This window comes from Pseudomonas sp. LS44, from assembly GCF_024730785.1.
In the GTDB taxonomy this organism is placed as follows: domain Bacteria; phylum Pseudomonadota; class Gammaproteobacteria; order Pseudomonadales; family Pseudomonadaceae; genus Aquipseudomonas.
Genome location: NZ_CP102830.1, coordinates 206789 through 232297, shown reverse-complemented (window position 1 = coordinate 232297; position 25509 = coordinate 206789). Strand labels below are relative to the sequence as shown.

Here is a 25509-nt window from a genome sequence, read left to right as displayed (position 1 = left end):
CTAGGCGCCCCCACCCACCCTACAGGCTTGGCGGGGACGCTGTAGGAGCGAATTCATCCGCGATCCAGCGCTACCCGATAGATCGCCATCGCGAATGAATTCGCTCCTACCAAGGCGGACATGTCGACTGACTCAAGTCCCGCGCAACAGGTCGTGGGCGTTGAGCAGCTGGTAGGCGAGTTCCGGGTTGTGCTGCAGGCCACGGCGGATGGCGCGGACGATGGCCTGGCGAGTCTTGCGGCACAGACCGGGCTGCGCCGCGACCTCGATGTCGATGCCGCGCATGCTACGCACTTCGTTATAACCCGGCGCAATGCGTGTGCGGATGCCAAGCTGGTCGTGCATGCGCTGCTGGATACGCTCCAGGTCGTCCAGACTGGCGACGCGCTCCAGCCGCTCGAGCAGGCGCTGTTCCTCCACGCGAGTCAGACGCAGCACGCGCAGGTCGGCGCCAGGGGCGTGGACCAGCGTCTCCAACTGGCAGTCACAGAGACCCGGCGGACAGGATTGGCGGATCGGCAAGGAGGCGTTCATGGGCTCCGATCATAGTCAGCTGCGTGGGCCGTTGCCCATCGTTGTTGCATACGGGGCTAGGCGTCGGCGCTCGACTTGATAGGCCGGCGCCAGTTTGGCGGAGGAGCAGATTAATCCGCGAAGGGGCGACCGCGCATTACCCAGCATCGCGAATAAATTCGCATCTAAGTGCTACCTCGACATGCGCTGGCAGCGGCGTTGAACGTCGGCCTCAGCCCGGCCTGGGCCAGTCCGCGGCCGGTTGTGGGCGACCAAACAGATAACCCTGGCCCATGTTACAGCCCAGTTGGCGGAGCAACTCGGCCTGCTCCGGCTGTTCGATACCTTCGGCCAACACCTTGAGTCCCAGGCTATGACCCAGGGTGATCACCGAGCGGGCGATCGCCAGATCGTCATTGTCATGCGGCAGGCCGCGCACGAAGCTCTGGTCGATTTTCAGCTTGTGCACCGGCATGTCCTTCAGACGCATCAGCGATGAATAACCGGTGCCGAAATCGTCGATCGCCAGGTGCACGCCGAGTTGCCGCAGGCGCCGCATCATGTCCAGTGCTGCGTCGGGATCGAGCATCACCGCGCTTTCAGTAACTTCCAGCTCCAGGCGTTCCGGCGCCAAGCCGGTGGCGGCAAGGATCCGCGCCACCTGCAGGTCGAGCTCGCCACGACAGAACAAGCGACTGGATATATTCACCGCGACGAACTCCTGCGCCTGCCCCTCGGCGCGCCAGGCACACAGCTGCTGGCAGGCCTGCTCGAGCATCCAGATATCAATTGCGGCGATCAGCCCGCTTTTCTCGGCGATCGGGATGAACTCGCCGGGCGGCACCAGGCCGCGCTGCGGATGCTGCCAACGCACCAGAGCCTCGCTGCCAATCACCTGTCCACTGTGCAAATCGATGACCGGCTGAAAGTAGGCGCGCAGCTGCTGCTGATCCAGCGCCTGGCGCAGCGCTACGGCCAGTTCGACCAGTTGGCGCGAGTACTCGGTCAATTCATGGCTATAGAAGACGAATCTTTCCCGGCCGCTGCTTTTGGCTTTGAACAGCGCCGAGTCGGCGTTACGCATCAGGTTGTCGGCGCTTTGCGCGTCGCCGGGATACAGGCAGATACCAATGCTGGCGGTAATGAACAGGTCCTGAGCATTGATGGAGAACGGCTCGCGCATCGCGTCCAGCAGTTGCTGGGCCAGGGCGGCGGCCTGTTCTGGCTGCGCGCAGTCCTCGCAGAGCAGGGCGAACTCGTCGCCGCCCAGGCGCGCCAGGGTCATGTTCTCGCGCAACTGCAGTTTGAGACGCTCGCTGACCTGCTTGAGCAGCTGATCGCCAACACTGTGGCCGAAGCTTTCATTGATGTGCTTGAAGTGGTCGAGGTCGAGTTGTAGCACCGCGCCGCCGTGCTGGGTCTCGCGGGTGCGTGATAACGCATGGCCGACGCGCTCGGTGAACAGCAGGCGGTTGGGCAGGTCGCAGAGCGGCTCGTGATGGGCCAAGTGGTCGAGCTCGTGCTGCGAGCGCTTCAGGGCACTGATGTCGGAGAACACCGCGACATAGTGGCTGAGGGCGCCGGCCTCGTCGTGGATGGCGCGAATGCAGTGCCACTGCGGGTAGATCTCGCCATTCTTGCGGCGATTCCAGATCTCGCCGCTCCACGCCCCATGTTTGGCGATGGTGCGGAACACCTCCTGATAGAACGCCGCATCGTGGCGCCCGGACTTGAGCAGGCGCGGGTTCTGGCCGAGCGCTTCGATCGCCTCATAGCCGGTGATGCGGGTGAAGGCCGGGTTGACGTGCATGATGCATGAGTGCTGGTCGGTCACCAGCACGCCCTCCTGGGTCGACTCGAACACCGCGGCGGCCTGACGCAGACGTTCGCTGTGCTGCTGGAGGATGTCCAGATGCGAGTATTGGCGGCGTTCGTGGATGCGTAGGACCCCGTACAGCAGCAACGCGGTGAGGCCGACGAACAGCAGGCCTTTGAGCAGTTGCAGCACTTCGATAGAAGTGGTGCCGAAAGGCAGGACACTCAGGAGGAAATCACTGAAAAATATCCACAGGCAGGCGAGGACCAGATAGATCAGCGCCAGACGCCAGGCATTGGTTGGACGAGTCATAAGCGGCACACTTCCGGGGAATGCAGGGCAGTATAGATGCGGCTTGGCGGGACATATCCTGATCTAATCGTCAGGCTGGTTTTCTGCCCAAAGTCAGCGATAATGCCGGCAGGTTTGGCGCATAACAACAAACCGTCGGCTCATTTTCCCGAGGCAATATTTTCTATGTGGTACAACGGTTTACTCGACCTGTCCGCCTGGCAACTGCTGGCGGTCATCCTGCTGATGACCCACGTGACCATCGTGTCGGTGACGGTCTATCTGCACCGCTATTCGGCGCACCGTGCGCTGGAGTTGCATCCGGCCCTAAAACATTTCTTCCGCTTCTGGCTGTGGTTGACCACCGGCCAGAACACCCGCGAGTGGACTGCCATCCACCGCAAACACCACGCCAAATGTGAAACCGTCGATGACCCGCACAGCCCGGTGATCAAGGGCCTCAGCACCGTGCTGCGTACCGGCGCCGAGCTGTACCAGGCCGAGGCAAAGAACCCGGAAACCCTGCGTATCTACGGCAAGAACTGCCCGGAAGACTGGATCGAGCGCAATGTCTACTCGCGCTTCCCCACCGGCGGCATCGTGCTGATGGCGATCATCGACCTGGCCCTGTTCGGCGTGCTCGGCATGACCGTCTGGGCGATCCAGATGATGTGGATTCCGGTCTGGGCTGCCGGGGTGATCAACGGCCTCGGCCATGCGGTCGGCTATCGCAACTTCGAATGCCGCGACGCGGCCACCAATCTCGTGCCCTGGGGCATCCTGATCGGCGGCGAAGAGCTGCACAACAACCACCACACCTACCCGAACTCGGCCAAGCTGTCGGTGAAGAAGTGGGAGTTCGACATGGGCTGGGCGTGGATCAAGCTGTTCAGCTGGCTCGGCCTGGCCAAGGTGCAGCGCGTCGCGCCGATCGCCCACCGGGTGGCCGGCAAAGGCAACCTGGACATGGATACCGCCATGGCCATCCTCAACAATCGCTTCCAGATCATGGCCCAGTACCGCAAGTTGGTGATCGCCCCGCTGGTCAAGCAGGAGCTGGCCAAGGCCGACGAGTCGGTGCGCCACTTGTTCCGCCGCGCCAAGCGCCTGCTCTCGCGGGAAACCAGCCTGCTCGAAGAGCGGCACCAGGCGCGCATCGCTGACCTTCTGGCGCAAAGCCAGGCGCTCAAGGTGATCTATGAGAAGCGCCTGGCGCTGCAGCAGATCTGGGTCAAGACCAGCGCCAACGGCCACGACATGCTCGAGGCGATCAAGCTCTGGGTGCACGACGCCGAGGCCAGCGGCATCCAGTCGTTGCGCGATTTTGCCGAACAGCTGAAAACCTATTCGCTGCGTCCGGCGGCCATGGCGTAACCCGCCATTACTGAAATAGTAAAAAGCCCGCCGCTCGGCGGGCTTTTTTTTGGGGTCGATTGACCTCCGGCAGTATGCTGCTGTCATACCGTCAATCTTGTTGGGATCAAGCCGCAAATGGACGATAAAAATTCACTTCCCCTGGAGCTCGAAGAGCTCACGTTGGCGCTGCTGCACAGCCGCTCCGAGGTCGAGCGGCTGCGTGAGCGCGAGCATCTGTTCAGCTCCCTGCTGGGCAGCGTGAATGCCGTCCTGTGGGCGTTCGACTGGGATGAGCAGCGGATGATCTACGTCAGCCCGGCGTATGAGCATATCTTCGGTCGCTCCGCCGCCTCGCTGCTGGCCGATTACGGCGAGTGGCTGAACAGCATTTACCCGGACGATATGGAATACGCTGCGGCCAGCCTGGCACAGGCGCTCGACACCGGCGCCGTGGAAGCCCGCGAATACCGCATCCTGCGGCATGACGGGCAGCTGCGCTGGCTCAGCGACAAGTGCTTCGTCAGCCGCCGCGGCGACGACAAAACCCGCATTCTGGTTGGCATTGCCGAAGACATCACCGACAAGAAGCTGCTGGAGGGCGAGCTGCAACGCCTGGCCACCACCGACGTGCTGACCCAGAGCAGCAATCGTCGGCACTTCTTCGAATGCGCCCAGCGCGAGTTCACCGCCGCCCGCGAGGCCGGCACCCCGCTGGCGTTTTTACTGCTGGATCTCGATGACTTCAAACAGATCAACGACACCTATGGCCACCAGATGGGCGATCAGGTGTTGCTGCGGATCGCCGAGTGCGGCGCCGCGACGCTCCGGCGTGGCGACTTGTTCGGGCGTATCGGGGGCGAAGAGTTTGCCGTCGTGCTGCCGTACTGCGAGTCGGTGCTCGCCGAGCAGATCGCCGAACGGCTGCAACGGGAAATCCAGCGCTTGCTGTTCAGCCAGGACGACACGACCTTCCGGGTCACTGTCAGCCAGGGCCTGACCAGCCTGACCAGCAGCGATCAACTGCTGGACAACCTCTACACGCGCGCCGATGCGGCGATGTATCAGGCCAAACGCCAGGGCAAGAATCAGATCGTGGTGAGCTGAGCGCGGCCCGCTCGCGTAGGGTGGGTTAGGCGCGTGGCAGAGGGCTCCGCCTCGAGCAGCGATATTTCTGCGCCGTAACCCACCGGAGGTTCCCGGCCTGACACCGCCGGTGGATTACGCGGAGGACGGCCTTCGGACGTTGGATCGAGCCAAGGCGAAACGCCGCTAACCCACCCTACCAAAGCGTGTCGATCCGGACCCTCGGTTCAGCGCTGTTGCGGCGCCGGTTGCTGTTGGGTGATGCAATGGATATTGCCGCCACCGAGGAGAATCTCCCGGCCCGGCACCATCACCACCTCATGCGCGGGGAAGACGCGCGCGAGAATGGCGCGGGCTTCCTCGTCTTTCGGATCGTCGAAGCTCGGCGCGATGATGCCGCCGTTGACGATCAGGAAGTTCACATACGAGCCAGCCAGGCGGATCGCCGGATCGCGGTCCTGGCTGCCGGCGACCTTGTCGACACCCTCGGATTCCTCCGGCGTGGCATGCAGCGGTCCGGGAATCGGCATCTTGTGCACAGTCAATGCGCGGCCCTGGGCATCACGGGCGCTTTCCAATACGCGCAGGGCCGCCTGGCAGCGCGGGTAGTTGGGATCGGCCGGCTCGTCGGTCCAGGCCAGCAGCACTTCGCCGGGGCGCACGTAGCAGCAGAAGTTGTCGACGTGACCGTCGGTCTCGTCGTTGAACAGGCCGTTCGGCAGCCAGATCACCGTGTCTACGCCTAAGTGTTCGCGCAATACGTCCTCGATTTGCTCGCGGGACAGCTGCGGGTTGCGGTTGCGGTTGAGCAGGCACTCCTCGGTGGTGATCAGCGTGCCTTCGCCATCGACGTGGATCGAGCCGCCTTCGAGGACAAAACCCTCGGTGCGGTAACGTGCGCAGCGCTCGATTTCGAGGATCTTGCTGGCCACCTGATCGTCGCGCTCCCAGTTGGCGTACAGGCCGCCATCGAGGCCGCCCCAGGCGTTGAACGTCCAGTCCACGCCGCGCACTTCGCCACGGCTATTGGTGACGAAGGTCGGCCCGCTGTCGCGCACCCAGGCGTCGTCGGTGCTGATCTCGACCAGGCGGATGTTGCCGTCGTCGAGGCGCGCGCGGGCGTTTTCGTACTGCTCGGCGGACACGCAGACGGTCACCGGTTCGAAGCGCGCGATGGCCTTGGCCACTGCCGTGAAGGCCGCCTGCGCCGGCTTGCCGCCGAGGCGCCAATTGTCCGGACGCTCCGGCCAGACCATCCAGGTCTGGCTGTGCGCTTCCCATTCGGCCGGCATGCGGAAGCCGTCGGCGCGCGGGGTGGTCGTGAGAGTCGTCATAAGTCACCTGTAGCCCGGATGAAATCCGGGAACTCATATCGGCTGTTGTAAAGCTTCCCGGATTGCATCCGGGCTACGGCTTCGAACCTGTAGGATGGATGTGCAAAGCGACATCCACCCTACAGTCGGTGCGCGGAGCGGGCTGGATTACTTCGATGGATTCTCGCCATCGAGGCTGGCAATCGGCTGATACAGGTTCGGCCGCCGATCACGGAACACGCCCCAGGCACTGCGGACCTTCTCCAGTTCGTCGAGATCGAAGCGGTGCACCAGCACGCCTTCCTCGCTCTGATTCAGTTCCTCGACCTTGGCGCCGAACTGATCGGCGATGAACGACGAGCCGTAGAAGGTGATGTCGTAGCCGTCCTGCTCTTCCTTGCCGATGCGGTTGCTGGCCACCAGCGGCATCAGGTTGGCGCCGGCGTGACCTTGCTGCACGCGCTGCCAATGCTCGCGCGAGGTGATATTCGGGTCATGCGGCTCGGTGCCGATGGCGGTCGGGTAGAAGAGAATTTCCGCGCCGAGCAGCGCCATGCTGCGCGCGCACTCGGGGAACCACTGATCCCAGCAGATGCCCACGCCGATCTTCGCGTAGCGGGTGTTCCACACCTTGAAGCCGGTGTCGCCCGGGTTGAAATAGTACTTCTCGTGGTAGCCGGGGCCGTCTGGGATATGGCTTTTCCGATAGGTGCCGAGGTTGCGGCCGTCGGCATCGATGATCGCGATGCTGTTGAAGCGGGCCCGGCCGGCGCGCTCGAAAAAGCTGATCGGCAGCACCACCTGCAGCTCCGCGGCGACTTTCTGGAAGTGCGCAATAGCGACGTTCTCATCAACCGCGGTGGCCAGCTGGGCGTAGTCGACGTTGGGCTTCTGGCAGAAATACGGAGTCTCGAACAATTCCTGGATCAGGATGATCTGCGCGCCCTTGGCTGCGGCCTGGCGGACCAGCTTCTCGGCGTTGGCGATGTTGCCGTCGCGATCCCAAGAGCAAGCCATCTGGGTAGCGGCGACAGTGACGATGCGGGACATGGAACACCTCGTATGCAGGAAAGGCCAGCAGTCTTCTGAACCTAGCAGAGCGCGCTGACGGTGGTGCCGCGGGCGACTGGCGGCATGAAACGGTGACTTTATAACCGATATAAATCGGTATTTAAAGCTTATATTTACTATTTAAAGTTTGTATATGATTTAAATACGGATAAATATCCAATTATAAGATGATGCAACGTTTGTTCTGCGAACGTTCGGGAGCATTCCGGTTTCCGTGGGGGCCACCCTCTCCCCCGGCCCCTCTCCCGTAAACGGGAGAGGGGTGACTAGGCCAAACCTTCGGCGTGAGACCCGGCGCACGAGCCGCTCCCTCTCCCATTGATGGGAGAGGGCTGGGGAGAGGGCAGGCCGCTACGCCAACGGCGTAACGCGCTTGGGCAAGTGCGGCGGCAGATACAGACCCAGATACGCATCGAATACGCGCATGCCCTCTTCGCCCAAGCGTTCGGTAATGACGCCGTGCAACTGGATCGAGCGGGCATACACGCGGTCGCCGAGTTCCATAGCCAGGGCGAACACATCGATATCCTCGGGCAGCGCTGGCAGTTGGAAGTGGCGGGCGAACAGCGCCTGCATCAGTTGGCCGAGTTCGATGTCGTGCTGGTGATCGGCCTGCAGCACTTCGGCGAGGCCGTGCTGGGCCAGGATCAGCTGGCGGGCGGCCGAATCGGCGGCGTAGATCGCCAGCATCCGCTGCTCCACCAGCCGCGACAGATCGCGCCAGTCGCGCAAGGTGGCATGCTCGACCGGTTCTTGCAGGCAAGCGCGGAAGGCGGCGTGGATGTCCGCCGTCAGCCCTTCGAGCAGGGCCGGGACGCTGGCGAAGAAGTGGTAAACCGAGGACGGCGGGATCTGTGCGCGTTCGGCCACGCTGTAGATCGACAGGCTGGCCATGCCCTGTTCGGCCAGCAGCGCGCGCGCAGCGGCGAGGATGCCGACGATGCGCGTCTGGCTGCTGGCGCGGGGCTTGCGAGGGGTGGGCCGCTGCATGGGGGCTCCTTGAGCCGACGTTGGAAATGCCGGGGGCTGTCTGCTCCGGCGGCGCCCGGGTTGGCCCGTGGCCGGCCGCGAGCGTTATTGGACGTCAGACCGCAGCCGTCCGGCAAGCGGCCGTGCCGGTGGGCGGCTCACTGGGCGTCGCGAAAGCGCGGCCACTGGTCGTCGATGACCGCCTGCAGCTTGGGCGTGACGGTCTCCAGCAAGACCAGCCTTCGCTTGGTGTCGCGATCCGGGTAGAGCGTCGGATTGTCGCGCAGGTTTGGGGCGAGGAACTCGCGGGCGCCGGCGTTGCCGCTGGGGTAGAAGGTGACGCTGGTGGTGCGCGCGGCCACCTGCGGCTGCATCAGGTAGTCGATGAAGCGGTAGGCCAGGTCGACGCGCTGCGCGGTGCGGGGAATCACCATGCTGTCGATCGAGGCTGCGGCGCCTTCTTCGGGGATCAGGAACTGCACCGGCTGACCGGCCTCGGCGGCGCCCAGCGCGTCGCCGGACCAGGCCACCGCGAGGCACAGGCGGCCCTGATTGAGGTCCTCGATGTAGCGTTCGCTATCGACGTAGCGCAGGTGTGGGCGCAGCGCGGTGAGGGTGGCGCTAGCGCGCTTGAGGCGGCCGGGCGAGGTGCGCGCCAGGTTGTGACCCTGGTAGCTGAGCAGGCCGGAATAGATCTCTTTGGGTGCATCCAGCAGGCTGATGCCGCAACTGGCCAGGCGCGCGCTGTACTGTGGGTCGAACAGCAGGCTCCAGCTGTTGGGCAGCGGGCCGTTGAGGGCGGCCTCGGCCTGCGGCACGTTGACTGCCAGGCCGGCCGAGGTCCACAGGTAGGGCAGGGCGTGACGATTGCCGGAATCCATGGCCGCCAGCTTGGCCAGCAGGTCGGGGTCGAGGTGCTTGCGATTGGGCAGCCTGGCGAAGTCCAACGGCAGCAGGCGCTGGTCCTTGATTAGCGTGGCGAGTAGGTCGTGGGAGGGCATGGCGACGTCGATTGGTTGGTCGCTGGCGAGCCGCGCGGCGATCTCTTCGCTGGTGCTGTAGGTCTGGTAGTCGACGCGGATGCCGGTGTCGCGCTGGAAATCTTCCAGTACCTTGGGGTCGATGTAGTCGTTCCAGTTGTGGACGTGCAGCACGTCTTCGGCGTGGCCTAGCAAGGGAAACAGCAAGAGCAGTGAAACGAAGGTGCGCAGCATGACGATCACTCCTTAATGGCACGTTGCGGCACTGGGGCGTGCCTGTTGTGTGCGGTGCAGTGTCGTCTGTATGCCAGCGCTTTGACATTGGCTTTCACGCCAGTCTGGCCCTAGGCAGAGCGTGTGCGCTGAAAAGCACGACGCCGGCAGAAGCCGGCGTCGTGTGAGTGGAACGTGGTTCACACGGTATGCAAATACCAGTTGTATTCCAGGTCGGAGATCGAATGCTCGAACTCGGCCAGCTCGCTTTCCTTACAGGCGACGAAGATATCGATGTACTTCGGATCGATATAGCGCGCGAGGATTTCGCTGTCGTCCAACTCGCGCAGAGCGTCGCGCAGGTTGTTTGGCAGGCTCTGTTCCAGCTGCTCGTAGGAGTTACCCTCAATCGGCTCGCCTGGCTCGATCTGGTTAGTCAGGCCGTGATGCACGCCGGCCAGGAGCGCCGCCATCATCAGATACGGGTTGGCATCGGCACCGGCGACGCGGTGTTCGATGCGTACCGAATCCGGGCTGCCGGTCGGCACGCGCAGCGCCACGGTACGGTTGTCCAGACCCCAGCTCGGCGCGTTCGGCACATAGAACTGGGCGCCGAAACGCCGGTACGAGTTGACGTTCGGGCAGATGAACGCCATCGACGCCGGCATAGTTTCCAGCACGCCGCCGAGTGCGTGGCGCAGCGCATCGCACTTCTCCGGCTCGACGCTGGCGAAGATGTTGTTGCCGTCCTTGTCGAGAATCGAGATGTGCACGTGCAGACCATTACCGGCTTGCCCCGGATAGGGCTTGGCCATGAAGGTGGTGTCCATCTCATGGTCGTAGGCGATGTTCTTCACCAGGCGCTTGAGCAGCACCGCATAGTCGCAGGCCTTGATCGGGTCGGCGACGTGATGCAGGTTGACCTCGAATTGCGCCGGGGCGCTCTCCTTGACGATCGCATCGGCGGGAATGCCTTGCTCCTTGGCGCCTTCGAGAATGTCCTGCAGACATTCGGCGTACTCATCGAGGTCGTCGATCAGGTACACCTGGGTGGACATCGGGCGCTTGCCGGAAATCGGCGAACGTGGCGGCTGCGGACGGCCGTTCACGTTTTCCTGGTCGATCAGATAAAACTCCAGCTCGAAAGCTGCACAAATGGTCAGGCCCAGTTCGTCGAACTTCTGTACCACCCGGCGCAACACTTCCCGAGGGTCGGCGAAAAACGGCGCGCCTTCGATCTCGTGCATGGTCATCAACAGTTGCGCGGTTGGGCGCTTCTGCCATGGCTCATTGCACAGGGTGTTGGGGATGGGGTAGCAGATACGGTCAGCATCACCGATATCCAGACCCAGGCCGGTGCTTTCCACCGTCGAGCCATTGATATCCAGGGCGAACAAAGAGGCGGGGAGGTTGATGCCTTTTTCGTACACCTTGTGGAGGCTGGTGCGTTCGATGCGCTTGCCGCGCACGACGCCATTCATATCTGCAATCAGAAGGTCGACGAACAGAACCTCAGGATGTTCCTTAAGGAACGCGTTCGCTTCGTTGAGCTGAACGGCACGCGGGGGTACCGACATGATGAAACACCTTTATTGTTAAAAATATCAATCATTCGACTGATAGAGCTTGAGTCAATCGTAAACGCCATAGCCTGTCAAGCTAGAGGAATTGTGCCCTAAAAAAGCGCCTTCAAGCCAGTTTTGGGGCATTTCAGCGCGTTACAGGATAGCTCGCGGCCTTGTTCTACGCAGTGCACAGCAGGGTGTGTTCAATTTTTTACATGACTATTGTGGAAAAAAATGAACAAGGCTAAGCTCGGCCGAAACCCATAACAGCAATAAATCGGGTGTCTCATGGCTCGCCTGCCATTGATCGGCGTCACCGCTTGCACCAAGCAGATCGGCCTGCATTCCTACCATATCGTCGGCGACAAATACCTGCGTGCAGCGGTGCTTGGTGCCGGTGGACTACCCTTGGTGATCCCCGCCCTCGGCGATCTGATCGACCCCCACGCATTGCTGGAAAGCCTCGATGGCTTGTTGTTCACCGGCTCGCCGTCCAACGTTGAGCCGCATCTATATGGTGGCTCGGCCAGCGCGCCGGGCACCCCGCATGATCCCGAACGTGATCGCACCACCCTGCCGCTGCTGCGCGCCGCGGTGGCCGCTGGCGTTCCGCTGCTCGGAATCTGCCGCGGCTTCCAGGAAATGAACGTCGCGTTCGGCGGCAGCCTGCATCAGAAGGTGCACGAGGCTGGGCCGTTCATCGACCACCGCGAGCCGGAAAACCAGCCGCTGGATGTTCAATATGCGCCACGCCACCCGCTGCAGGTGCAGCCAGGCGGGGTCCTCGCCGGCCTCGGCTTGCCACGCGAGATTCAAGTCAATTCGATTCATGGCCAGGGCGTTGATCGTCTGGCGCCGGGCCTGCGAGTCGAGGCTCTGGCCCCTGATGGGCTGATCGAGGCGATCTCGGTCGAAGGAGCCAAAAGCTTTACGCTGGGGGTGCAATGGCATCCAGAGTGGCAAGTACGCAGCAATCCCGATTATCTCGCCATTTTCCAGGCCTTTGGTGAGGCTTGCAGGAAGAGGGCGGGGCAACGCTGAGCTCAGCTATATAAAAGGTGCAGCTCTTAACCCTGAGGTCTCTATGAGTACCAGTCTCGACCAGCTCTCCAGCTGGCTGAAAGAACGCAAAATCACCGAAGTCGAATGCTTGATCAGCGACCTGACCGGCATCGCCCGCGGCAAGATCGCGCCGACCAACAAGTTCCTCGACGAAAAAGGCATGCGCCTGCCGGAAAGCGTGCTGCTGCAAACCGTCACCGGCGACTACGTCGAGGATGACATCTATTACGAGCTGCTCGACCCGGCGGACATCGACATGATCTGCCGGCCGGACGAGGGCGCGGTGTTCCTGGTGCCCTGGGCCATCGAACCAACGGCCATGGTCATCCACGACACCTTCGACAAGCTCGGCAACCCGATCGACCTGTCGCCGCGCAACATCCTCAAGAAAGTCCTGAAGATGTACGCCGACAAGGGCTGGAAGCCGATCGTCGCGCCGGAGATGGAGTTCTACCTGACCAAGCGCAGTGACGACCCCGACTACCCGTTGCAGGCGCCGGTCGGCCGCTCCGGGCGTCCGGAAACCGGGCGCCAGTCGTTCTCCATCGACGCGGCGAACGAATTCGACCCGCTGTTCGAGGACATGTATGACTGGTGCGAAGCGCAGGAGCTGGATCTCGACACGCTGATCCACGAGGAAGGTCCGGCGCAGATGGAGATCAACTTCCGTCACGGCGACGCCCTGCACCTGGCCGACCAGATCACCGTGTTCAAACGCACCATGCGTGAGGCCGCGCTCAAGCACAACGTGGCGGCGACCTTCATGGCCAAGCCGATCACCGACGAGCCGGGCAGCGCCATGCACCTGCACCAGAGCGTCGTCGACCTGGAGACCGGCAAGAACATCTTCTCCAACGACGACGGTTCGATGAGCGAGCTGTTCCTCAACCACATCGGCGGCCTGCAGAAGTTCATCCCCGAGGTGCTGCCGCTGTTCGCCCCGAACGTCAACTCGTTCCGCCGTTTCCTGCCCGATACCTCGGCGCCGGTGAACGTCGAATGGGGCGAGGAAAACCGTACCGTCGGCCTGCGCGTGCCGGACTCCAATCCGGACAACCGCCGGGTGGAGAACCGTCTGGCCGGCGCCGACGCCAACCCCTACCTGGCGATCGCCGCCAGCCTGCTGTGCGGCTACATCGGTATGGTCGACGGCCTGAAGCCAAGCGCCCAGGTCAAGGGGCGCGCCTACGAACGGCGCAACCTGCGCCTGCCGTTGACCATCGAGGATGCCCTCGAGCGCATGGGCAACTGCAAGGCGCTGGAGAAATATCTCGGCCAGCGCTTCATCGACGCCTACGTGGCGGTGAAGCGTGCCGAGCACGAGAACTACAAGCGGGTGATCAGCTCCTGGGAGCGTGAATTCCTGCTGTTCTCGGTCTGATCGAGCGCGTCTTTCGCCGGGCGAAAGACGCAGCATTTCACGGGGCGGATTCGTTCGCTCCGACCTGATTCCGGCCCGCCGCGACGGGCCACATTGCCAAGAGGTGAGTAATGAGCAGCCAACCGACCAACCCGCAGACCCGCATGTGGCAGGAGCTGAGCCAACAGCACCATCTGGCGCCGTTCAGCGACTACAAGCAGCTGAGCGAGAAAGGTCCGCGCATCATCACCAAGGCCGCAGGCGTGTATCTGTGGGACAGCGAGGGCAACAAAATCCTCGATGGCATGGCCGGCCTGTGGTGCATGGCGATCGGCTACGGCCGCGAAGAGCTGGTCGAGGCGGCCAGCAAACAGATGCGCCAGCTGCCGTTCTACAACACCTTCTTCCAGACCGCGCACCCGCCGGTGCTGGAGCTGGCCAAGGCGATTGCCGATGTCGCCCCGGCCGGCTTGAACCACGTGTTCTTCACCGGCTCGGGCTCGGAAGGCAACGACACCATGCTGCGCCTGGTGCGCCATTACTGGGCACTGAAGGGCCAGCCGCAGAAGAAGGTGATCATCAGCCGCATCAACGGTTACCACGGCTCGACGGTGGCCGGCGCCAGCCTCGGCGGCATGAAGTACATGCACGAGCAAGGCGACCTGCCGATCCCCGGCATCGTGCACATCCCGCAGCCGTACTGGTTCGACGAAGGCGGCGACATGAACCCCGAGGAGTTCGGCATCTGGGCGGCCGATCAGCTGGAGAAGAAGATTCTCGAAGTCGGCGAAGAGAAAGTCGCCGCGTTCATCGCCGAGCCGATCCAGGGCGCCGGCGGGGTGATCATCCCGCCGGACAGCTATTGGCCGCGGATCCGCGAGATTCTCGCCAAGTACGACATCCTGTTCGTCGCCGATGAGGTGATCACCGGGTTCGGCCGTACCGGCGAGTGGTTCGCCAGCGACTACTACGGCAACACGCCGGACCTGATGACCATCGCCAAGGGCCTGACCTCCGGCTATGTGCCCATGGGTGGTCTGGTGGTCAGCGACAAGGTGTTCGCGGTGATCAACGAAGGCGGCGACTTCAACCACGGCTTCACCTATTCCGGGCATCCGGTGGCGGCCGCCGTGGCCCTGGAAAATATCCGCATCCTGCGCGACGAGAAAATCGTCGAGAAGGTCAAAGCCGAAACGGCACCCTATTTGCAGACACGTTTACGCGAGCTGGCTGACCACCCATTGGTGGGCGAAGTGCGCGGTATCGGCATGCTCGGCGCGATCGAATTGGTGAAGAACAAGCAGACCCGCGAGCGCTATGCAGACGACGTGGGCGCCGGCATGGTTTGTCGTGGTCACTGTTTCAACAACGGCCTGATCATGCGTGCCGTTGGGGACACTATGATTATTGCGCCACCACTGGTAATCAGCCGCACCGAGATCGACGAACTGGTGAGCAAAGCACGGCTGTGCCTTGATCTGACGTTGAAGGATATTCAAGGCTGATCGCCGGATGGCAAGGTGCGCAACGGTAGAAAAGTTGTAAACACGTGCTGGTCCTTGCCAGACTTCGCCAGTGCGTTGGCCAGGCTCACCGGGTGGTGAAAAAAACCGGTTACAACGCCACCCGGACACTCAAAAAAAAACAGGAGCGGTACGCATGAAAAAATTCGGCAAGTCTCTTCTCGCGCTGTCCCTGATGGGGCTGATGGCGGGCGCGGCTCAGGCGGACGAGAAAGTGCTGCACGTGTACAACTGGTCCGACTACATCGCGGCGGATACCGTAGCCAAGTTCGAGAAAGAGTCGGGCATCAAGGTCGTCTACGACGTCTTCGACAGCAACGAAACTCTGGAAGCCAAACTGCTGGCCGGCAAGTCGGGCTACGACATCGTCGTGCCGTCGAACAACTTCCTGGCCAAGCAGATCAAGGCCAAGGTTTATCAGCCGCTGGACAAGTCCAAGCTGCCGAACTGGAAAAACCTCGACACCAACCTGCTGAAAACCGTGGAAGTCAGCGACCCGGGCAACCAGTATGCGTTCCCCTACATGTGGGGTTCGATCGGCATCGGTTACAACCCGGACAAGGTCAAGGCCGCGCTGGGTGAGAACGCCCCGGTGAACTCCTGGGACCTGGTGTTCAAGCCGGAAAACATCGAGAAGCTGAAGTCCTGCGGCGTCTCGTTCCTCGACTCGCCGACCGAAATCCTCCCGGCGGCCCTGCACTACCTGGGCTACAGCCCAATCAGCCAGGACCCTAAAGAGCTCAAAGCGGCCGAAGAGCTGTTCCTCAAGATCCGTCCGTACGTGACCTACTTCCACTCCTCCAAGTACATCTCCGACCTGGCCAACGGCAACCTCTGCGTAGCCATCGGTTACTCGGGTGACATCTATCAGGCCAAGTCGCGTGCCGAGGAAGCCAAGGGTGGCGTGACAGTCGGCTACAACATTCCGAAAGAAGGCGCCGGTACCTTCTTCGACATGGTCGCGATCCCGGCTGACGCGGAGAACGTCGACGCCGCCTACGCTTTCATCAATTTCCTGCTCAAGCCGGAAATCATGGCGGAGATCTCCAACGAGGTGCAGTTCCCCAACGGCAACGCCGCCGCCACCCCGCTGGTGAATGAAGCAATCCGTAAGGACCCGGGCATCTACCCGACCCCGGAAACCATGAAGCAGTTGTATGCCTTCCCGGATCTACCGGCCAAGGCCCAGCGCGCCATGACCCGCAGCTGGACCAAGATCAAGTCCGGCAAGTAAGCGATGACACCTCCGGCGGGTGCTCCCGCCGGAGACCCGCCAGGAGTGTGGTGCGTTATCCACCCTCTCGACCCTGGCGTTCACCGTGCCCCTTCACGGCGGTACTGGCGAAGGCCTGTGGCTAGGCCGTGGCAAGGATCGACCGATCACGGTCACCAATACCAACAAGAATGAGGATCGGCATGTGCGAATTCCCTTCCATAGAACCCTGATCGGGGCAGTGGCAAGCCTCTGTCTGAGCGCTGGCGTCCAGGCAGAATCGACCGTGCATGTCTACAACTGGTCGGATTACATCGGCGAAACCACCCTGGCCGATTTCGAGAAGGCCACCGGCATCAAGCCGGTTTACGACGTCTTCGATTCCAACGAAACCCTCGAAGGCAAACTGCTCGCCGGGCGTTCCGGCTACGACGTGGTGGTGCCGTCCAACCACTTCCTCGGCAAACAGATCAAGGCCGGCGCATTCCAGAAGCTCGACAAGAGCCAGCTGCCCAACTGGCAGAATCTCGACCCCAAGCTGCTCAAGCAGCTCGAGGTCAACGACCCCGGTAATCAGTACGCGGTGCCTTACCTATGGGGCACCAACGGCATCGGCTACAACGTCGAGAAGGTCAAGGCGGCGCTGGGCGTCGACAGCATCGACTCGTGGGCGGTGATCTTCGAACCGGAGAACATCAAGAAGCTCTCCAGCTGCGGTGTGGCCTTCCTCGACTCGGCCGATGAGATGATCCCGGCGATGCTCAAATACCTGGGCCTGGACCCCAACAGCCAAAACCCGGAAGACTACAAAACCGCCGAAGCCAAGTTGCTCGCCGTGCGCCCGTATGTCACCTACTTCCATTCCTCCAAGTACATTGGCGATCTGGCCAACGGCGACATCTGCGTGGCGGCCGGTTTCTCCGGCGACATCCTGCAAGCCGCCGAGCGCGCCGAAGAGGCCGGCAAGGGCATCGAGATCGCCTACAGCATCCCCAAGGAAGGCGCCAACCTGTGGTTCGACATGATGGCCATCCCGGCCGACGCGGCGAACGGTAAACAGGCGCATGCGTTCATCAATTACCTGCTGCAGCCGGAAGTGATCGCCAAGGTCAGCGACTACGTCGGCTATGCCAACCCCAACCTCAAGGCGGGCGAATTCATGGATACCGAGGTGCGCGATGATCAATCGGTGTACCCACCGCAAGCGGTTTTGGACAAACTATTCGTTTCCGCCGAGCTGCCGCCCAAGGTGCAGCGTTTGATGACCCGGTCGTGGACCAAGGTTAAATCCGGCGAATAATCAAAGCGCCCGGCCTCGCATGCCGGGCTTCATTGAGTTGGGAGTGTGTGATGGCGATTGCCTCTGGTGCCTACAAGAAAGCCCTCGAGGGCAGCCAGCAACCCAAACAGGTGCTGGTTAAAATCGATCGGGTCAGCAAGCAGTTCGACGAGACCCTGGCGGTGGATGGCGTATCGCTGACGATCAACAAGGGCGAAATCTTCGCCCTGCTCGGCGGCTCGGGCTCTGGCAAGTCGACCTTGCTGCGCATGCTCGCCGGTTTCGAGCGGCCCACCGAGGGGAAAATTTTCCTCGACGGTGTCGACATCACCAACATGCCGCCCTACGAGCGGCCGATCAACATGATGTTCCAGTCCTATGCGCTGTTCCCGCATATGACCGTGGCGCAGAACATTGCCTTCGGCCTCAAGCAGGACAAGATGAGCAAGGAAGACGTCGACGCTCGCGTCGCCGAGATGCTCAAGCTGGTGCAGATGAGCCAGTACGCCAGGCGCAAGCCGCACCAGCTGTCCGGCGGCCAGCGCCAGCGCGTGGCCCTGGCCCGTTCACTGGCCAAGAGCCCCAAGCTGCTGCTGCTCGATGAGCCGATGGGCGCACTGGACAAGAAACTCCGTTCGCAGATGCAGCTGGAGCTGGTGGAAATCATCGAGCGGGTCGGCGTGACCTGCGTGATGGTCACCCACGACCAGGAAGAGGCCATGACCATGGCCCAGCGCATCGCCATCATGCACCTCGGTTGCATCGAACAGATCGGCAGCCCGGTGGACATCTACGAGACGCCGATCAGCCGCCAGGTTTGCGAATTCATCGGCAACGTCAACCTGTTCGAAGGCCAGATCGTCGAAGACATGGAAGGCCACGCGCTGATCGACAGCCCGGTGCTAGAGCGCAGCATCTACGTCGGTCACGGCGTGACCACCTCCGCCGAGGACAAGAGCATCACCTATGCCATCCGCCCGGAGAAGCTGCTGGTCACCACCGAGCAGCCGGCCAGCGAATACAACTGGTCGCGCGGCACCGTGCATGACATCGCCTACCTCGGCGGCCACTCGGTGTTCTACGTCAAGCTGCCGAGCGGGGCGATCGTCCAGTCCTTCGTCGCCAACGCCGAGCGGCGCGGCGCGCGGCCGACCTGGGACGATGAAGTGTTCGTCTGGTGGGAAGACGACAGCGGGGTCGCGCTGCGCTCATGAAAATTTCCAGTCTCAAGAAACGTCTGCCCAGCGGTCGGCATACCGTGATCGGTGTGCCATTCGCCTGGCTGTTCCTGTTCTTCCTGCTGCCGTTCCTGATCGTCCTGAAGATCAGCTTCGCCGAAGCCGACGTGGCGATTCCGCCCTACACGGAAATCTACAGCTGGGCGGAGAACCAGCTGTCGATCATCCTCAGCGTCGAAAGCTACATGCGCCTCGGCGAGGACTCGCTGTATCTGGCGGCCTATCTCGGTTCGCTGAAGATGGCGCTGATCAGCACCCTGCTGTGCCTGCTGATCGGCTACCCGATGGCCTACGCCATCGCCCGCGCCAGCAAGGAAATGCAAACCACCCTGCTGCTGCTGATCATGATGCCGACCTGGACCGCGATCCTGATTCGCGTCTACGCCTGGATGGGCATCCTCAGCAACAACGGTCTGCTTAACAGCTTCCTGCTCGGCATCGGGCTGATCGACAACCCGCTGCACATCCTCAACACCAACCTCGCGGTGTATATCGGCGTGGTCTATTCGTACCTGCCGTTCATGGTGTTGCCGCTCTACGCCAACCTGGTCAAGCACGATGGCAGCTTGCTGGAGGCCGCCGCCGACCTGGGTTCGAGCACCTTCAACAGCTTCTGGAAGATCACCGTACCGCTGTCGAAGAACGGCATCATCGCCGGCTGCATGCTGGTGTTCATCCCGGTGGTCGGCGAATTCGTGATTCCTGAGCTGCTCGGCGGCCCGGAGACCCTGATGATCGGCAAGGTGATGTGGCAAGAGTTCTTCAATAACCGCGACTGGCCGGCGGCGTCGGCCCTGGCGGTGGTGATGCTGCTGATCCTGATTGTGCCAATCATCCTGTTCAACAAGAACCAGGCGAAAGAGCTGGAGGGCAAGGTATGAAGCGCTTCAGTTTCTCGACGCTGATGCTCTGGGTTGGGCTGATTTTCATCTACGCGCCGATGGTGATTCTGGTCATCTACTCGTTCAACGCCTCCAAGCTGGTGACGGTGTGGGGCGGCTGGTCGGTGAAGTGGTATGTCGGCCTGCTGGATAACAGCCAGCTGATGGGTTCGGTGATGCGCTCGCTGGAGATTGCCTGCTACACGGCGATCGCCGCGGTGGCGCTGGGCACCTTGGCGGCCTTCGTGCTGACGCGGATTCCACACTTCCGGGGCCGCACGCTGTTCGGCGGCATGGTCACTGCGCCGCTGGTGATGCCCGAAGTGATCACCGGCCTGTCGTTGCTCCTGCTGTTCGTGGCCATGGCCCAGCTGATCGGCTGGCCGGCCGAGCGTGGCCTGCTGACCATCTGGATCGCCCACACCACGTTCTGTTCGGCCTACGTGGCGGTCGTGGTGGCGGCGCGCCTGCGCGAACTGGACCTGTCCATCGAAGAGGCGGCGATGGATCTGGGTGCCAAGCCGTGGAAGGTGTTCTTCCTGATCACCATCCCGATGATCGCGCCGTCGCTGGCGGCGGGGGGGATGATGTCGTTCGCCCTGTCGCTGGATGATCTGGTGCTTGCCAGCTTCGTCTCCGGGCCGGGCTCGACCACCTTGCCGATGGAGGTGTTCTCCGCCGTGCGCCTAGGCGTGAAGCCGGAAATCAACGCGGTCGCCAGTCTGATTCTGTTGGTGGTCTCGCTGTTCACCTTCTGCGCCTGGTACTTCGCCCGGCGCTCGGAAGAGCGGCGCAAGCGGGCGATCCAGGAAGCCATGGAAACCATGGGCAAAGAAGCCTCTGCCCCGGCGTGGAAATCCAACGCCGAGCAGGTTGCCTGAGGCTCAGGCTGGTATGAACAACGGGCCCTGCGGGGCCCGTTTTCATGTGCATGGGCGCTAATTCCGTAGGCGCGATCCGAGCGGTGTGCAGCCATTGCGGATCAAGCCGCGCCTACTGGGTTGTGCTCACGAGAGCGCCCCCTCGCTCACAGCTTGGCGATCGAGACCTCGGTGGATTTGACGAAGGCGATCACTTCACTGCCGACGCCCAGTTCCAGCTCCTTGACCGAACGCGTGGTGATCACCGAGGTGACGACACCGGCGGCGGTCTGCACGTCGATTTCCGAGAGCACGTCGCCGAGGACGATTTCCTTGATAGTGCCTTTGAACTGGTTGCGCACGTTGATGGCTTTGATGGTCATGGTGTGTATCTCCTAGCGGTCGGTGGATTGGGGAGCGGCTCCCTCTCCCGTTTACGGGAGAGGGTTGGGGAGAGGGCAAAATTGGCGCCCCTCTCCCCCGGCCCCTCTCCCACAAGTGGGAGAGGGGAGTTTCCTAAAGCGCCCAGCGCAGTTGCGTGGGCAACGGTGAAACGGGTTCCGGTTCGGGCGGCAACGGCGCTTGCGCCAGCACCCGGTTGAGCACTTCCGCCTCCAGCGCGGCGAGGCGTGGCGAAGAGCGGGCGCGCGGGCGGGCCAGGCCAACCGGCAGGTCCAAGCCGATGCGGCCATCCTCGATGAGGATCACCCGGTCGGCGGTGGCCACCGCCTCACTGACGTCGTGGGTGACCAGCAGCACGGTGAAGCCATGCTGCTGCCACAGGCGTTCGATCAGTTGCTGCATCTCGATACGGGTCAGCGCATCCAGCGCGCCGAGCGGTTCATCGAGCAACAGCAGGCGCGGCCGATGGATCAGCGCGCGGGCCAGGGCGACGCGCTGCTTCTGGCCGCCGGACAGCGCCGCCGGCCACTCGTGGGCACGATCGGCCAGGCCCACCGCTTCCAGCGCCTCGCGCGCCTTGGCCCGCCAGTCGCCGGAGAGGCCCAGGCCGACGTTGTCGATCACCCGCTTCCAGGGCAGCAGGCGGGCATCCTGGAACATCAGGCGGATGTCCTCGCGGGCCGCCGCCAGCGGACCGTTGCCGGCCAGCAGCGCGCCGTCGCTCGGCTGGTCGAGGCCAGCCAGTAAGCGCAGCAAGGTGCTCTTGCCGCAGCCGCTGCGGCCAACCACGGCGACGAACTGCCCGGCCGGGATGTGCAGGTCGATGTCACTCAGCACCTGGCGTTCGCCGAAGTGTTTGCCGATGCCGTCGAGCGCCAGCGGGATGCCGCGCTTGAGGGTATGCAGGGCGGTCATGCGGCACCTCCTTTGGCCTGATAGGCCTGATAGGCCGGATGCCAGCGCAGCCAGACGCGTTCCAGGCCGCGCGCGGCAAGGTCGGCGAGCTTGCCGAGCACGGCGTAGAGGAGGATCGCCAGCACCACCACGTCGGTCTGCAGGAATTCGCGGGCGTTCATCGCCAGATAGCCGATGCCGGCGCTGGCGGAGATCGTCTCGGCGACGATCAGCGTCAGCCACATGAAACCGAGGGCGAAGCGCACGCCGACCAGAATCGACGGCAGCGCACCGGGCAGGATCACCTGGCGGAACAGCGCGAAGCCGGACAGCCCGTAGCTGCGCGCCATCTCCAGCAGGCCGGGGTCGATGTTGCGGATGCCGTGGTAGGTGTTGAGGTAGATCGGGAACAGCGTGCCGAGGGCGACCAGGAAAATCTTCGCGCTCTCGTCGATGCCGAACCACAGGATCACCAGCGGGATCAGCGCCAGGTGCGGCACGTTGCGCAACATCTGCACCGAACTGTCGAGCAGGCGTTCGCCCCAGGTCGACAGTCCGGTGATCAGACCGAGCGCCAGACCGATGGCGCCGCCGATGGCGAAGCCGACACCGGCGCGCCAGCCACTGATCGCCAGGTGCTGCCAGAGCTCGCCGCTCTGCACCAGCGCCACGCCAGCGGCGAACACCGCGCTGGGCGCCGGCAGGATGCGCGTCGACAGCCAGCCGGCGACCACCGCCAGTTGCCAGAGGGCCAGCAGCAGCACGGGCAAAGCCCAGGGGGCCAGGCGCGCGGCCAGTTTGTGTAGCGTTTGCGGGGTCATGCTCAACGCTCCTTGCGTTCTTTGCGTTTGTGGGGATGGTTCGAGCCGACCGGCCACCCTCTCCCCCGGCCCCTCTCCCGCAAGCGGGCGAGGGGAGTCAATCCGTGCGCGCCCCTGCCACTCGGCTGACCGGCAACTCCGCCCAGCTCCCTCTCCCATTCATGGGAGAGGGTTGGGGAGAGGGCGCTTTTCCGCGCGTTCCTCAACTCGCCGAGGCCGCCTTGGGCAACACATCGTTGGCCACCATCTCGCCAAACGGGCTGATGTAGCCGCGCCCTTCGGGCTGCGCCGGGCGCGCCACGTCGAGGTGCGGGAACAGCAGCTCGGCGACCCGATAGGACTCTTCCAGGTGCGGGTAGCCGGAGAAGATGAAGGTGTCGATGCCCAGCGCGGCGTACTCCTTGACCCGCGCTGCCACGGTCGGGCCGTCGCCGACCAGCGCGGTACCGGCCCCGCCACGCACCAGGCCGACCCCGGCCCAGAGGTTCGGCGAGACTTCCAGGTGGTCCTTGCTGCCGCAGTGCAGGGCGGCCATGCGCTGCTGGCCGACCGAGTCGAAGCGCGCCAGCGACGCCTGGGCGCGAGCGATGGTGTCGTCGTCGAGGTGGCTGATCAGCCGGTCGGCGGCGGCCCAGGCCTCGGCGCTGGTCTCGCGGACGATGACGTGCAGGCGGATGCCGAAGCGCACTTCGCGACCCTGGGCGGCGGCCTTGGCGCGCACCTGGGCGATCTTCTCGGCCACCGCCGCCGGCGGCTCGCCCCAGGTCAGATACAGCTCGACCTGCTCGGCGGCCAGATCCTGCGCGGCGTCCGAAGAGCCGCCGAAGTACAGCGGCGGGCGCGGTTGCTGGAGCGGCGGATAGAGCAGCTTGGCGCCCTGCACTTGCAGGTGCTTGCCGGCGTAGTCGACGGTCTCGCCTTCCAGCACGCGGCGCCAGATGCGGGTGAATTCGACCGCGGCCTCGTAGCGCTCCTCGTGGCTCAGGTGCAGACCGTCGCCGGCCAGCTCGTCCGGGTCGCCGCCGGTGACCAGGTTGAACAGCGCGCGGCCGTTCGACAGCCGGTCGAGGGTCGCTGCCTGGCGTGCCGCCACGGTCGGCGAGATGATCCCCGGACGCAGCGCGACGAGGAACTTCAGGCGCTGGGTGACCGGGATCAGCGACGCCGCGACCAGCCAGGAATCCTCGCAGGAACGCCCGGTGGGAATCAGCACGCCGCCGAAGCCGAGGCGATCGGCGGCCTGGGCGATCTGTTGCAGGTAGCCGTGGTCGACCGCGCGCGCGCCTTCGGCGGTGCCCAGGTAGTGGCCGTCGCCGTGGGTCGGCAGGAACCAGAAAAGGTTGAGGCTCATGGAGTGGTCTCCTTCGTCATGCGTAGCCCGGATGCAATCCGGGGGCTTGGTGGTGGTCCCGGATGGCATCCGGGCTACGGTCCTTGATCGTGCTGGGTGAGGGTCCGCCCTCTCCCGGCCCTGCGGGCCACCCTCTCCCGCACACGGGCGAGGGGAAATTCGTGCTTAGCCTGAGCTGAGCGGCAGGCTCTCTTTCCCCAGCAGGCAAGCTCAATGAACTCGCCGATGCATGAAACCCCCTCTCCCGCTTGCGGGAGAGGGTCGGCTTACTGCACGGCCTGCGCCACCTTGGCCGGCGGCACCGCATCCGGCCGAGTCCAGATCACTTCCTGAATGCTGAGTTTTTTCGGGATCAGCTTCAGCGCGGTGAAGGTGTCGGCGATCTTCTGCTGCGCGGCGACCACGTTGGGGGTGAGGAACTGCGCGCCGTAGCCCTGGCGCTTCACCGCGATCGCGGTGATGTCCTTGGGCAGGCCGAGCAGCGGCGCGACCTGTTCGGTGACCTGATCCGGATCGGCTTTGGAGTCCTCGCCGACCGCGCGCACTTCCTCGATCAGCGCGCTAATCACTTGCGGGTGCTGCTGCGCATAGGGACGGGTGGCCAGGTAGAACTGGTGGTTGTCGACCAACTTTTCGCCATTGCGCAGGGTGCGCGCCTGCAGTTGCTGTTCGGCGGCGGCCTGGAACGGGTCCCAGATCACCCAGGCGTCGACGCTGCCGCGCTCGAAGGCGGCCCGCGCGTCGGCCGGCGGCAGGTAGATGGGCTGGATATCGCTGTACTTCAGGCCGGCTTCTTCGAGAGCGCGGACCAGCAGGTAGTGCACGTTGGAGCCCTTGTTGAGGGCGACTTTCTTGCCCTTCAGTTCGGCCACCGATTTCAGCGGCGAGTCCTTCGCTACTAGGATCGCCTCGCTGGTCGGCGCCGGCGGCTCGTAGGCGACGTAGAGCAGGTCGGCACCGGCGGCCTGGGCGAACACCGGCGGGGTTTCGCCGGTGACGCCGAAGTCGATCGAGCCGACGTTGAGCCCTTCGAGCAGCTGCGGGCCGCCGGGGAACTCGGTCCATTTGACCTCGACGCCCTGCTCGGCCAGGCGCTTCTCCAGCGAGCCCTTGGCCTTGAGCAGCACCAGGGTGCCGTATTTCTGATAGCCGATGCGCAGGACGCTATCGGACTCTGCTTGAGCTTGGGTGGCGCCGAAGGAAATGGCCGCGACAAACAGGGCGACCAGGCTCCGACGCAGAGTAATGGTGCGCATTGGCGCTCTCCTCTGAGTACGTTGGGTTGGTTGCGCCTGCTGGCCCGTTGGCGGGTGAGTAAGGCTGGGTGTAACAAAAAAACGGCACTTATCGTTCCGTAGGGCGGGTGCAACCCGCGCGGGTTGCACCCGCCCTACGGCTCTTTCAAGCGATGCAACTGCGTAGGAGCACATTCATTCGCGATAGAGGCCGCGAGCA

General features: G+C 63.3%; 22 protein-coding genes. 10 read left to right on the top strand and 12 right to left on the bottom strand.

The window, feature by feature from the left end:
* Window positions 1-132 precede the first annotated feature (132 nt).
* Window positions 133-534 (bottom strand): hypothetical protein, encoded by a 402-nt coding sequence (locus NVV93_RS01080; protein ID WP_258252622.1) that lies wholly within the window; start codon window positions 532-534, stop codon window positions 133-135.
* A gap of 211 nt (window positions 535-745) precedes the next feature.
* Entirely contained in the window at window positions 746-2641 is a 1896-nt protein-coding gene (dibA, locus tag NVV93_RS01075) for a phosphodiesterase DibA (RefSeq protein WP_258252621.1), read from the bottom strand.
* A gap of 165 nt (window positions 2642-2806) precedes the next feature.
* Here dibA and desA point away from each other — a divergent pair, with 165 nt between their 5' ends.
* Together desA and NVV93_RS01065 are read left to right on the top strand one after the other, a co-directional pair.
* Window positions 2807-3994, top strand: a complete 1188-nt coding sequence (gene desA, locus NVV93_RS01070) for a delta-9 fatty acid desaturase DesA (RefSeq protein WP_258252620.1) — start codon at window positions 2807-2809, stop codon at window positions 3992-3994.
* Window positions 3995-4111: 117 nt separating this feature from the next.
* Window positions 4112-5080: a sensor domain-containing diguanylate cyclase gene (locus NVV93_RS01065; RefSeq protein WP_258252619.1), complete on the top strand. Its 969-nt coding sequence runs from the start codon at window positions 4112-4114 to the stop codon at window positions 5078-5080.
* Between the two features lie 206 nt (window positions 5081-5286).
* Here the strand turns inward: NVV93_RS01065 and aguA are convergent, their stop codons facing one another.
* The 5 genes from aguA to NVV93_RS01040 all read right to left on the bottom strand — a co-directional run bounded on the left by aguA (window position 5287) and on the right by NVV93_RS01040 (window position 11182).
* Window positions 5287-6393, bottom strand: a complete 1107-nt coding sequence (gene aguA / locus NVV93_RS01060; protein WP_258252618.1) for an agmatine deiminase — start codon at window positions 6391-6393, stop codon at window positions 5287-5289.
* A 147-nt stretch (window positions 6394-6540) separates the two neighbouring features.
* Window positions 6541-7422: an N-carbamoylputrescine amidase gene (gene aguB, locus NVV93_RS01055; RefSeq protein WP_258252617.1), complete on the bottom strand. Its 882-nt coding sequence runs from the start codon at window positions 7420-7422 to the stop codon at window positions 6541-6543.
* Window positions 7423-7794: 372 nt separating this feature from the next.
* Window positions 7795-8433 carry a TetR/AcrR family transcriptional regulator gene (locus NVV93_RS01050; RefSeq protein ID WP_258252616.1) on the bottom strand — a complete coding sequence of 213 codons (639 nt, stop codon included), beginning with the start codon at window positions 8431-8433 and terminating at the stop codon, window positions 7795-7797.
* Window positions 8434-8570: 137 nt separating this feature from the next.
* Entirely contained in the window at window positions 8571-9626 is a 1056-nt protein-coding gene (locus tag NVV93_RS01045; RefSeq protein ID WP_258252615.1) for an extracellular solute-binding protein, read from the bottom strand.
* A gap of 179 nt (window positions 9627-9805) precedes the next feature.
* The gene (locus NVV93_RS01040; RefSeq protein ID WP_258252614.1) at window positions 9806-11182 is read right to left on the bottom strand and encodes a glutamine synthetase family protein; all 1377 of its coding nucleotides are present in this window, start codon (window positions 11180-11182) and stop codon (window positions 9806-9808) included.
* A 276-nt stretch (window positions 11183-11458) separates the two neighbouring features.
* Between NVV93_RS01040 and NVV93_RS01035 the strand changes: the two genes are divergently transcribed.
* The 8 genes from NVV93_RS01035 (at window position 11459) to NVV93_RS01000 (ending at window position 20607) form a co-directional block, all read left to right on the top strand.
* Window positions 11459-12211 carry a gamma-glutamyl-gamma-aminobutyrate hydrolase family protein gene (locus tag NVV93_RS01035; protein WP_258252613.1) on the top strand — a complete coding sequence of 251 codons (753 nt, stop codon included), beginning with the start codon at window positions 11459-11461 and terminating at the stop codon, window positions 12209-12211.
* A 43-nt stretch (window positions 12212-12254) separates the two neighbouring features.
* Entirely contained in the window at window positions 12255-13613 is a 1359-nt protein-coding gene (locus NVV93_RS01030; RefSeq protein WP_258252612.1) for a glutamine synthetase family protein, read from the top strand.
* Window positions 13614-13723: 110 nt separating this feature from the next.
* The gene (locus NVV93_RS01025; protein ID WP_258252611.1) at window positions 13724-15097 is read left to right on the top strand and encodes an aspartate aminotransferase family protein; all 1374 of its coding nucleotides are present in this window, start codon (window positions 13724-13726) and stop codon (window positions 15095-15097) included.
* A 154-nt stretch (window positions 15098-15251) separates the two neighbouring features.
* Window positions 15252-16349, top strand: a complete 1098-nt coding sequence (locus NVV93_RS01020; protein WP_258252610.1) for a polyamine ABC transporter substrate-binding protein — start codon at window positions 15252-15254, stop codon at window positions 16347-16349.
* Window positions 16350-16533: 184 nt separating this feature from the next.
* On the top strand, window positions 16534-17628 hold the full coding sequence (locus NVV93_RS01015; protein WP_375162944.1) for a polyamine ABC transporter substrate-binding protein: 1095 nt from the start codon (window positions 16534-16536) through the stop codon (window positions 17626-17628).
* A gap of 50 nt (window positions 17629-17678) precedes the next feature.
* The gene (locus NVV93_RS01010) at window positions 17679-18821 is read left to right on the top strand and encodes an ABC transporter ATP-binding protein (protein WP_258252609.1); all 1143 of its coding nucleotides are present in this window, start codon (window positions 17679-17681) and stop codon (window positions 18819-18821) included.
* A 23-nt stretch (window positions 18822-18844) separates the two neighbouring features.
* Entirely contained in the window at window positions 18845-19726 is an 882-nt protein-coding gene (locus NVV93_RS01005) for an ABC transporter permease subunit (protein ID WP_258254436.1), read from the top strand.
* Window positions 19723-20607, top strand: a complete 885-nt coding sequence (locus NVV93_RS01000) for an ABC transporter permease subunit (protein WP_258252608.1) — start codon at window positions 19723-19725, stop codon at window positions 20605-20607. The genes NVV93_RS01005 and NVV93_RS01000 overlap by 4 nt, the downstream gene beginning before the upstream one ends.
* Window positions 20608-20753: 146 nt before the next feature.
* Here NVV93_RS01000 and NVV93_RS00995 read toward each other — a convergent pair whose 3' ends face one another.
* The 5 genes from NVV93_RS00995 to NVV93_RS00975 all read right to left on the bottom strand — a co-directional run bounded on the left by NVV93_RS00995 (window position 20754) and on the right by NVV93_RS00975 (window position 25310).
* Window positions 20754-20969, bottom strand: coding sequence for a molybdopterin-binding protein (locus NVV93_RS00995; protein WP_258252607.1), 216 nt, complete (start codon window positions 20967-20969; stop codon window positions 20754-20756).
* A gap of 133 nt (window positions 20970-21102) precedes the next feature.
* Window positions 21103-21903, bottom strand: coding sequence for an aliphatic sulfonates ABC transporter ATP-binding protein (gene ssuB / locus NVV93_RS00990; RefSeq protein ID WP_258252606.1), 801 nt, complete (start codon window positions 21901-21903; stop codon window positions 21103-21105).
* Window positions 21900-22703, bottom strand: coding sequence for an aliphatic sulfonate ABC transporter permease SsuC (gene ssuC, locus NVV93_RS00985; RefSeq protein WP_258252605.1), 804 nt, complete (start codon window positions 22701-22703; stop codon window positions 21900-21902). Before ssuC ends, ssuB begins: the two co-directional genes overlap by 4 nt.
* 202 nt (window positions 22704-22905) lie before the next feature.
* Window positions 22906-24054 carry an FMNH2-dependent alkanesulfonate monooxygenase gene (ssuD, locus tag NVV93_RS00980; protein ID WP_258252604.1) on the bottom strand — a complete coding sequence of 383 codons (1149 nt, stop codon included), beginning with the start codon at window positions 24052-24054 and terminating at the stop codon, window positions 22906-22908.
* A gap of 266 nt (window positions 24055-24320) precedes the next feature.
* Window positions 24321-25310, bottom strand: coding sequence for a sulfonate ABC transporter substrate-binding protein (locus tag NVV93_RS00975; RefSeq protein WP_258252603.1), 990 nt, complete (start codon window positions 25308-25310; stop codon window positions 24321-24323).
* Window positions 25311-25509: the final 199 nt, after the last annotated feature.

Coding starts and splice junctions, on each gene's coding strand:
- NVV93_RS01080 (WP_258252622.1), bottom strand. CDS start 534: ATGAACGCCTCCTTGCCGATCCGCCAATCCTGTCCGCCGGGTCTCTGT.
- dibA (WP_258252621.1), bottom strand. CDS start 2,641: ATGACTCGTCCAACCAATGCCTGGCGTCTGGCGCTGATCTATCTGGTC.
- desA (WP_258252620.1), top strand. CDS start 2,807: ATGTGGTACAACGGTTTACTCGACCTGTCCGCCTGGCAACTGCTGGCG.
- NVV93_RS01065 (WP_258252619.1), top strand. CDS start 4,112: ATGGACGATAAAAATTCACTTCCCCTGGAGCTCGAAGAGCTCACGTTG.
- aguA (WP_258252618.1), bottom strand. CDS start 6,393: ATGACGACTCTCACGACCACCCCGCGCGCCGACGGCTTCCGCATGCCG.
- aguB (WP_258252617.1), bottom strand. CDS start 7,422: ATGTCCCGCATCGTCACTGTCGCCGCTACCCAGATGGCTTGCTCTTGG.
- NVV93_RS01050 (WP_258252616.1), bottom strand. CDS start 8,433: ATGCAGCGGCCCACCCCTCGCAAGCCCCGCGCCAGCAGCCAGACGCGC.
- NVV93_RS01045 (WP_258252615.1), bottom strand. CDS start 9,626: ATGCTGCGCACCTTCGTTTCACTGCTCTTGCTGTTTCCCTTGCTAGGC.
- NVV93_RS01040 (WP_258252614.1), bottom strand. CDS start 11,182: ATGTCGGTACCCCCGCGTGCCGTTCAGCTCAACGAAGCGAACGCGTTC.
- NVV93_RS01035 (WP_258252613.1), top strand. CDS start 11,459: ATGGCTCGCCTGCCATTGATCGGCGTCACCGCTTGCACCAAGCAGATC.
- NVV93_RS01030 (WP_258252612.1), top strand. CDS start 12,255: ATGAGTACCAGTCTCGACCAGCTCTCCAGCTGGCTGAAAGAACGCAAA.
- NVV93_RS01025 (WP_258252611.1), top strand. CDS start 13,724: ATGAGCAGCCAACCGACCAACCCGCAGACCCGCATGTGGCAGGAGCTG.
- NVV93_RS01020 (WP_258252610.1), top strand. CDS start 15,252: ATGAAAAAATTCGGCAAGTCTCTTCTCGCGCTGTCCCTGATGGGGCTG.
- NVV93_RS01010 (WP_258252609.1), top strand. CDS start 17,679: ATGGCGATTGCCTCTGGTGCCTACAAGAAAGCCCTCGAGGGCAGCCAG.
- NVV93_RS01000 (WP_258252608.1), top strand. CDS start 19,723: ATGAAGCGCTTCAGTTTCTCGACGCTGATGCTCTGGGTTGGGCTGATT.
- NVV93_RS00995 (WP_258252607.1), bottom strand. CDS start 20,969: ATGACCATCAAAGCCATCAACGTGCGCAACCAGTTCAAAGGCACTATC.
- ssuB (WP_258252606.1), bottom strand. CDS start 21,903: ATGACCGCCCTGCATACCCTCAAGCGCGGCATCCCGCTGGCGCTCGAC.
- ssuC (WP_258252605.1), bottom strand. CDS start 22,703: ATGACCCCGCAAACGCTACACAAACTGGCCGCGCGCCTGGCCCCCTGG.
- ssuD (WP_258252604.1), bottom strand. CDS start 24,054: ATGAGCCTCAACCTTTTCTGGTTCCTGCCGACCCACGGCGACGGCCAC.
- NVV93_RS00975 (WP_258252603.1), bottom strand. CDS start 25,310: ATGCGCACCATTACTCTGCGTCGGAGCCTGGTCGCCCTGTTTGTCGCG.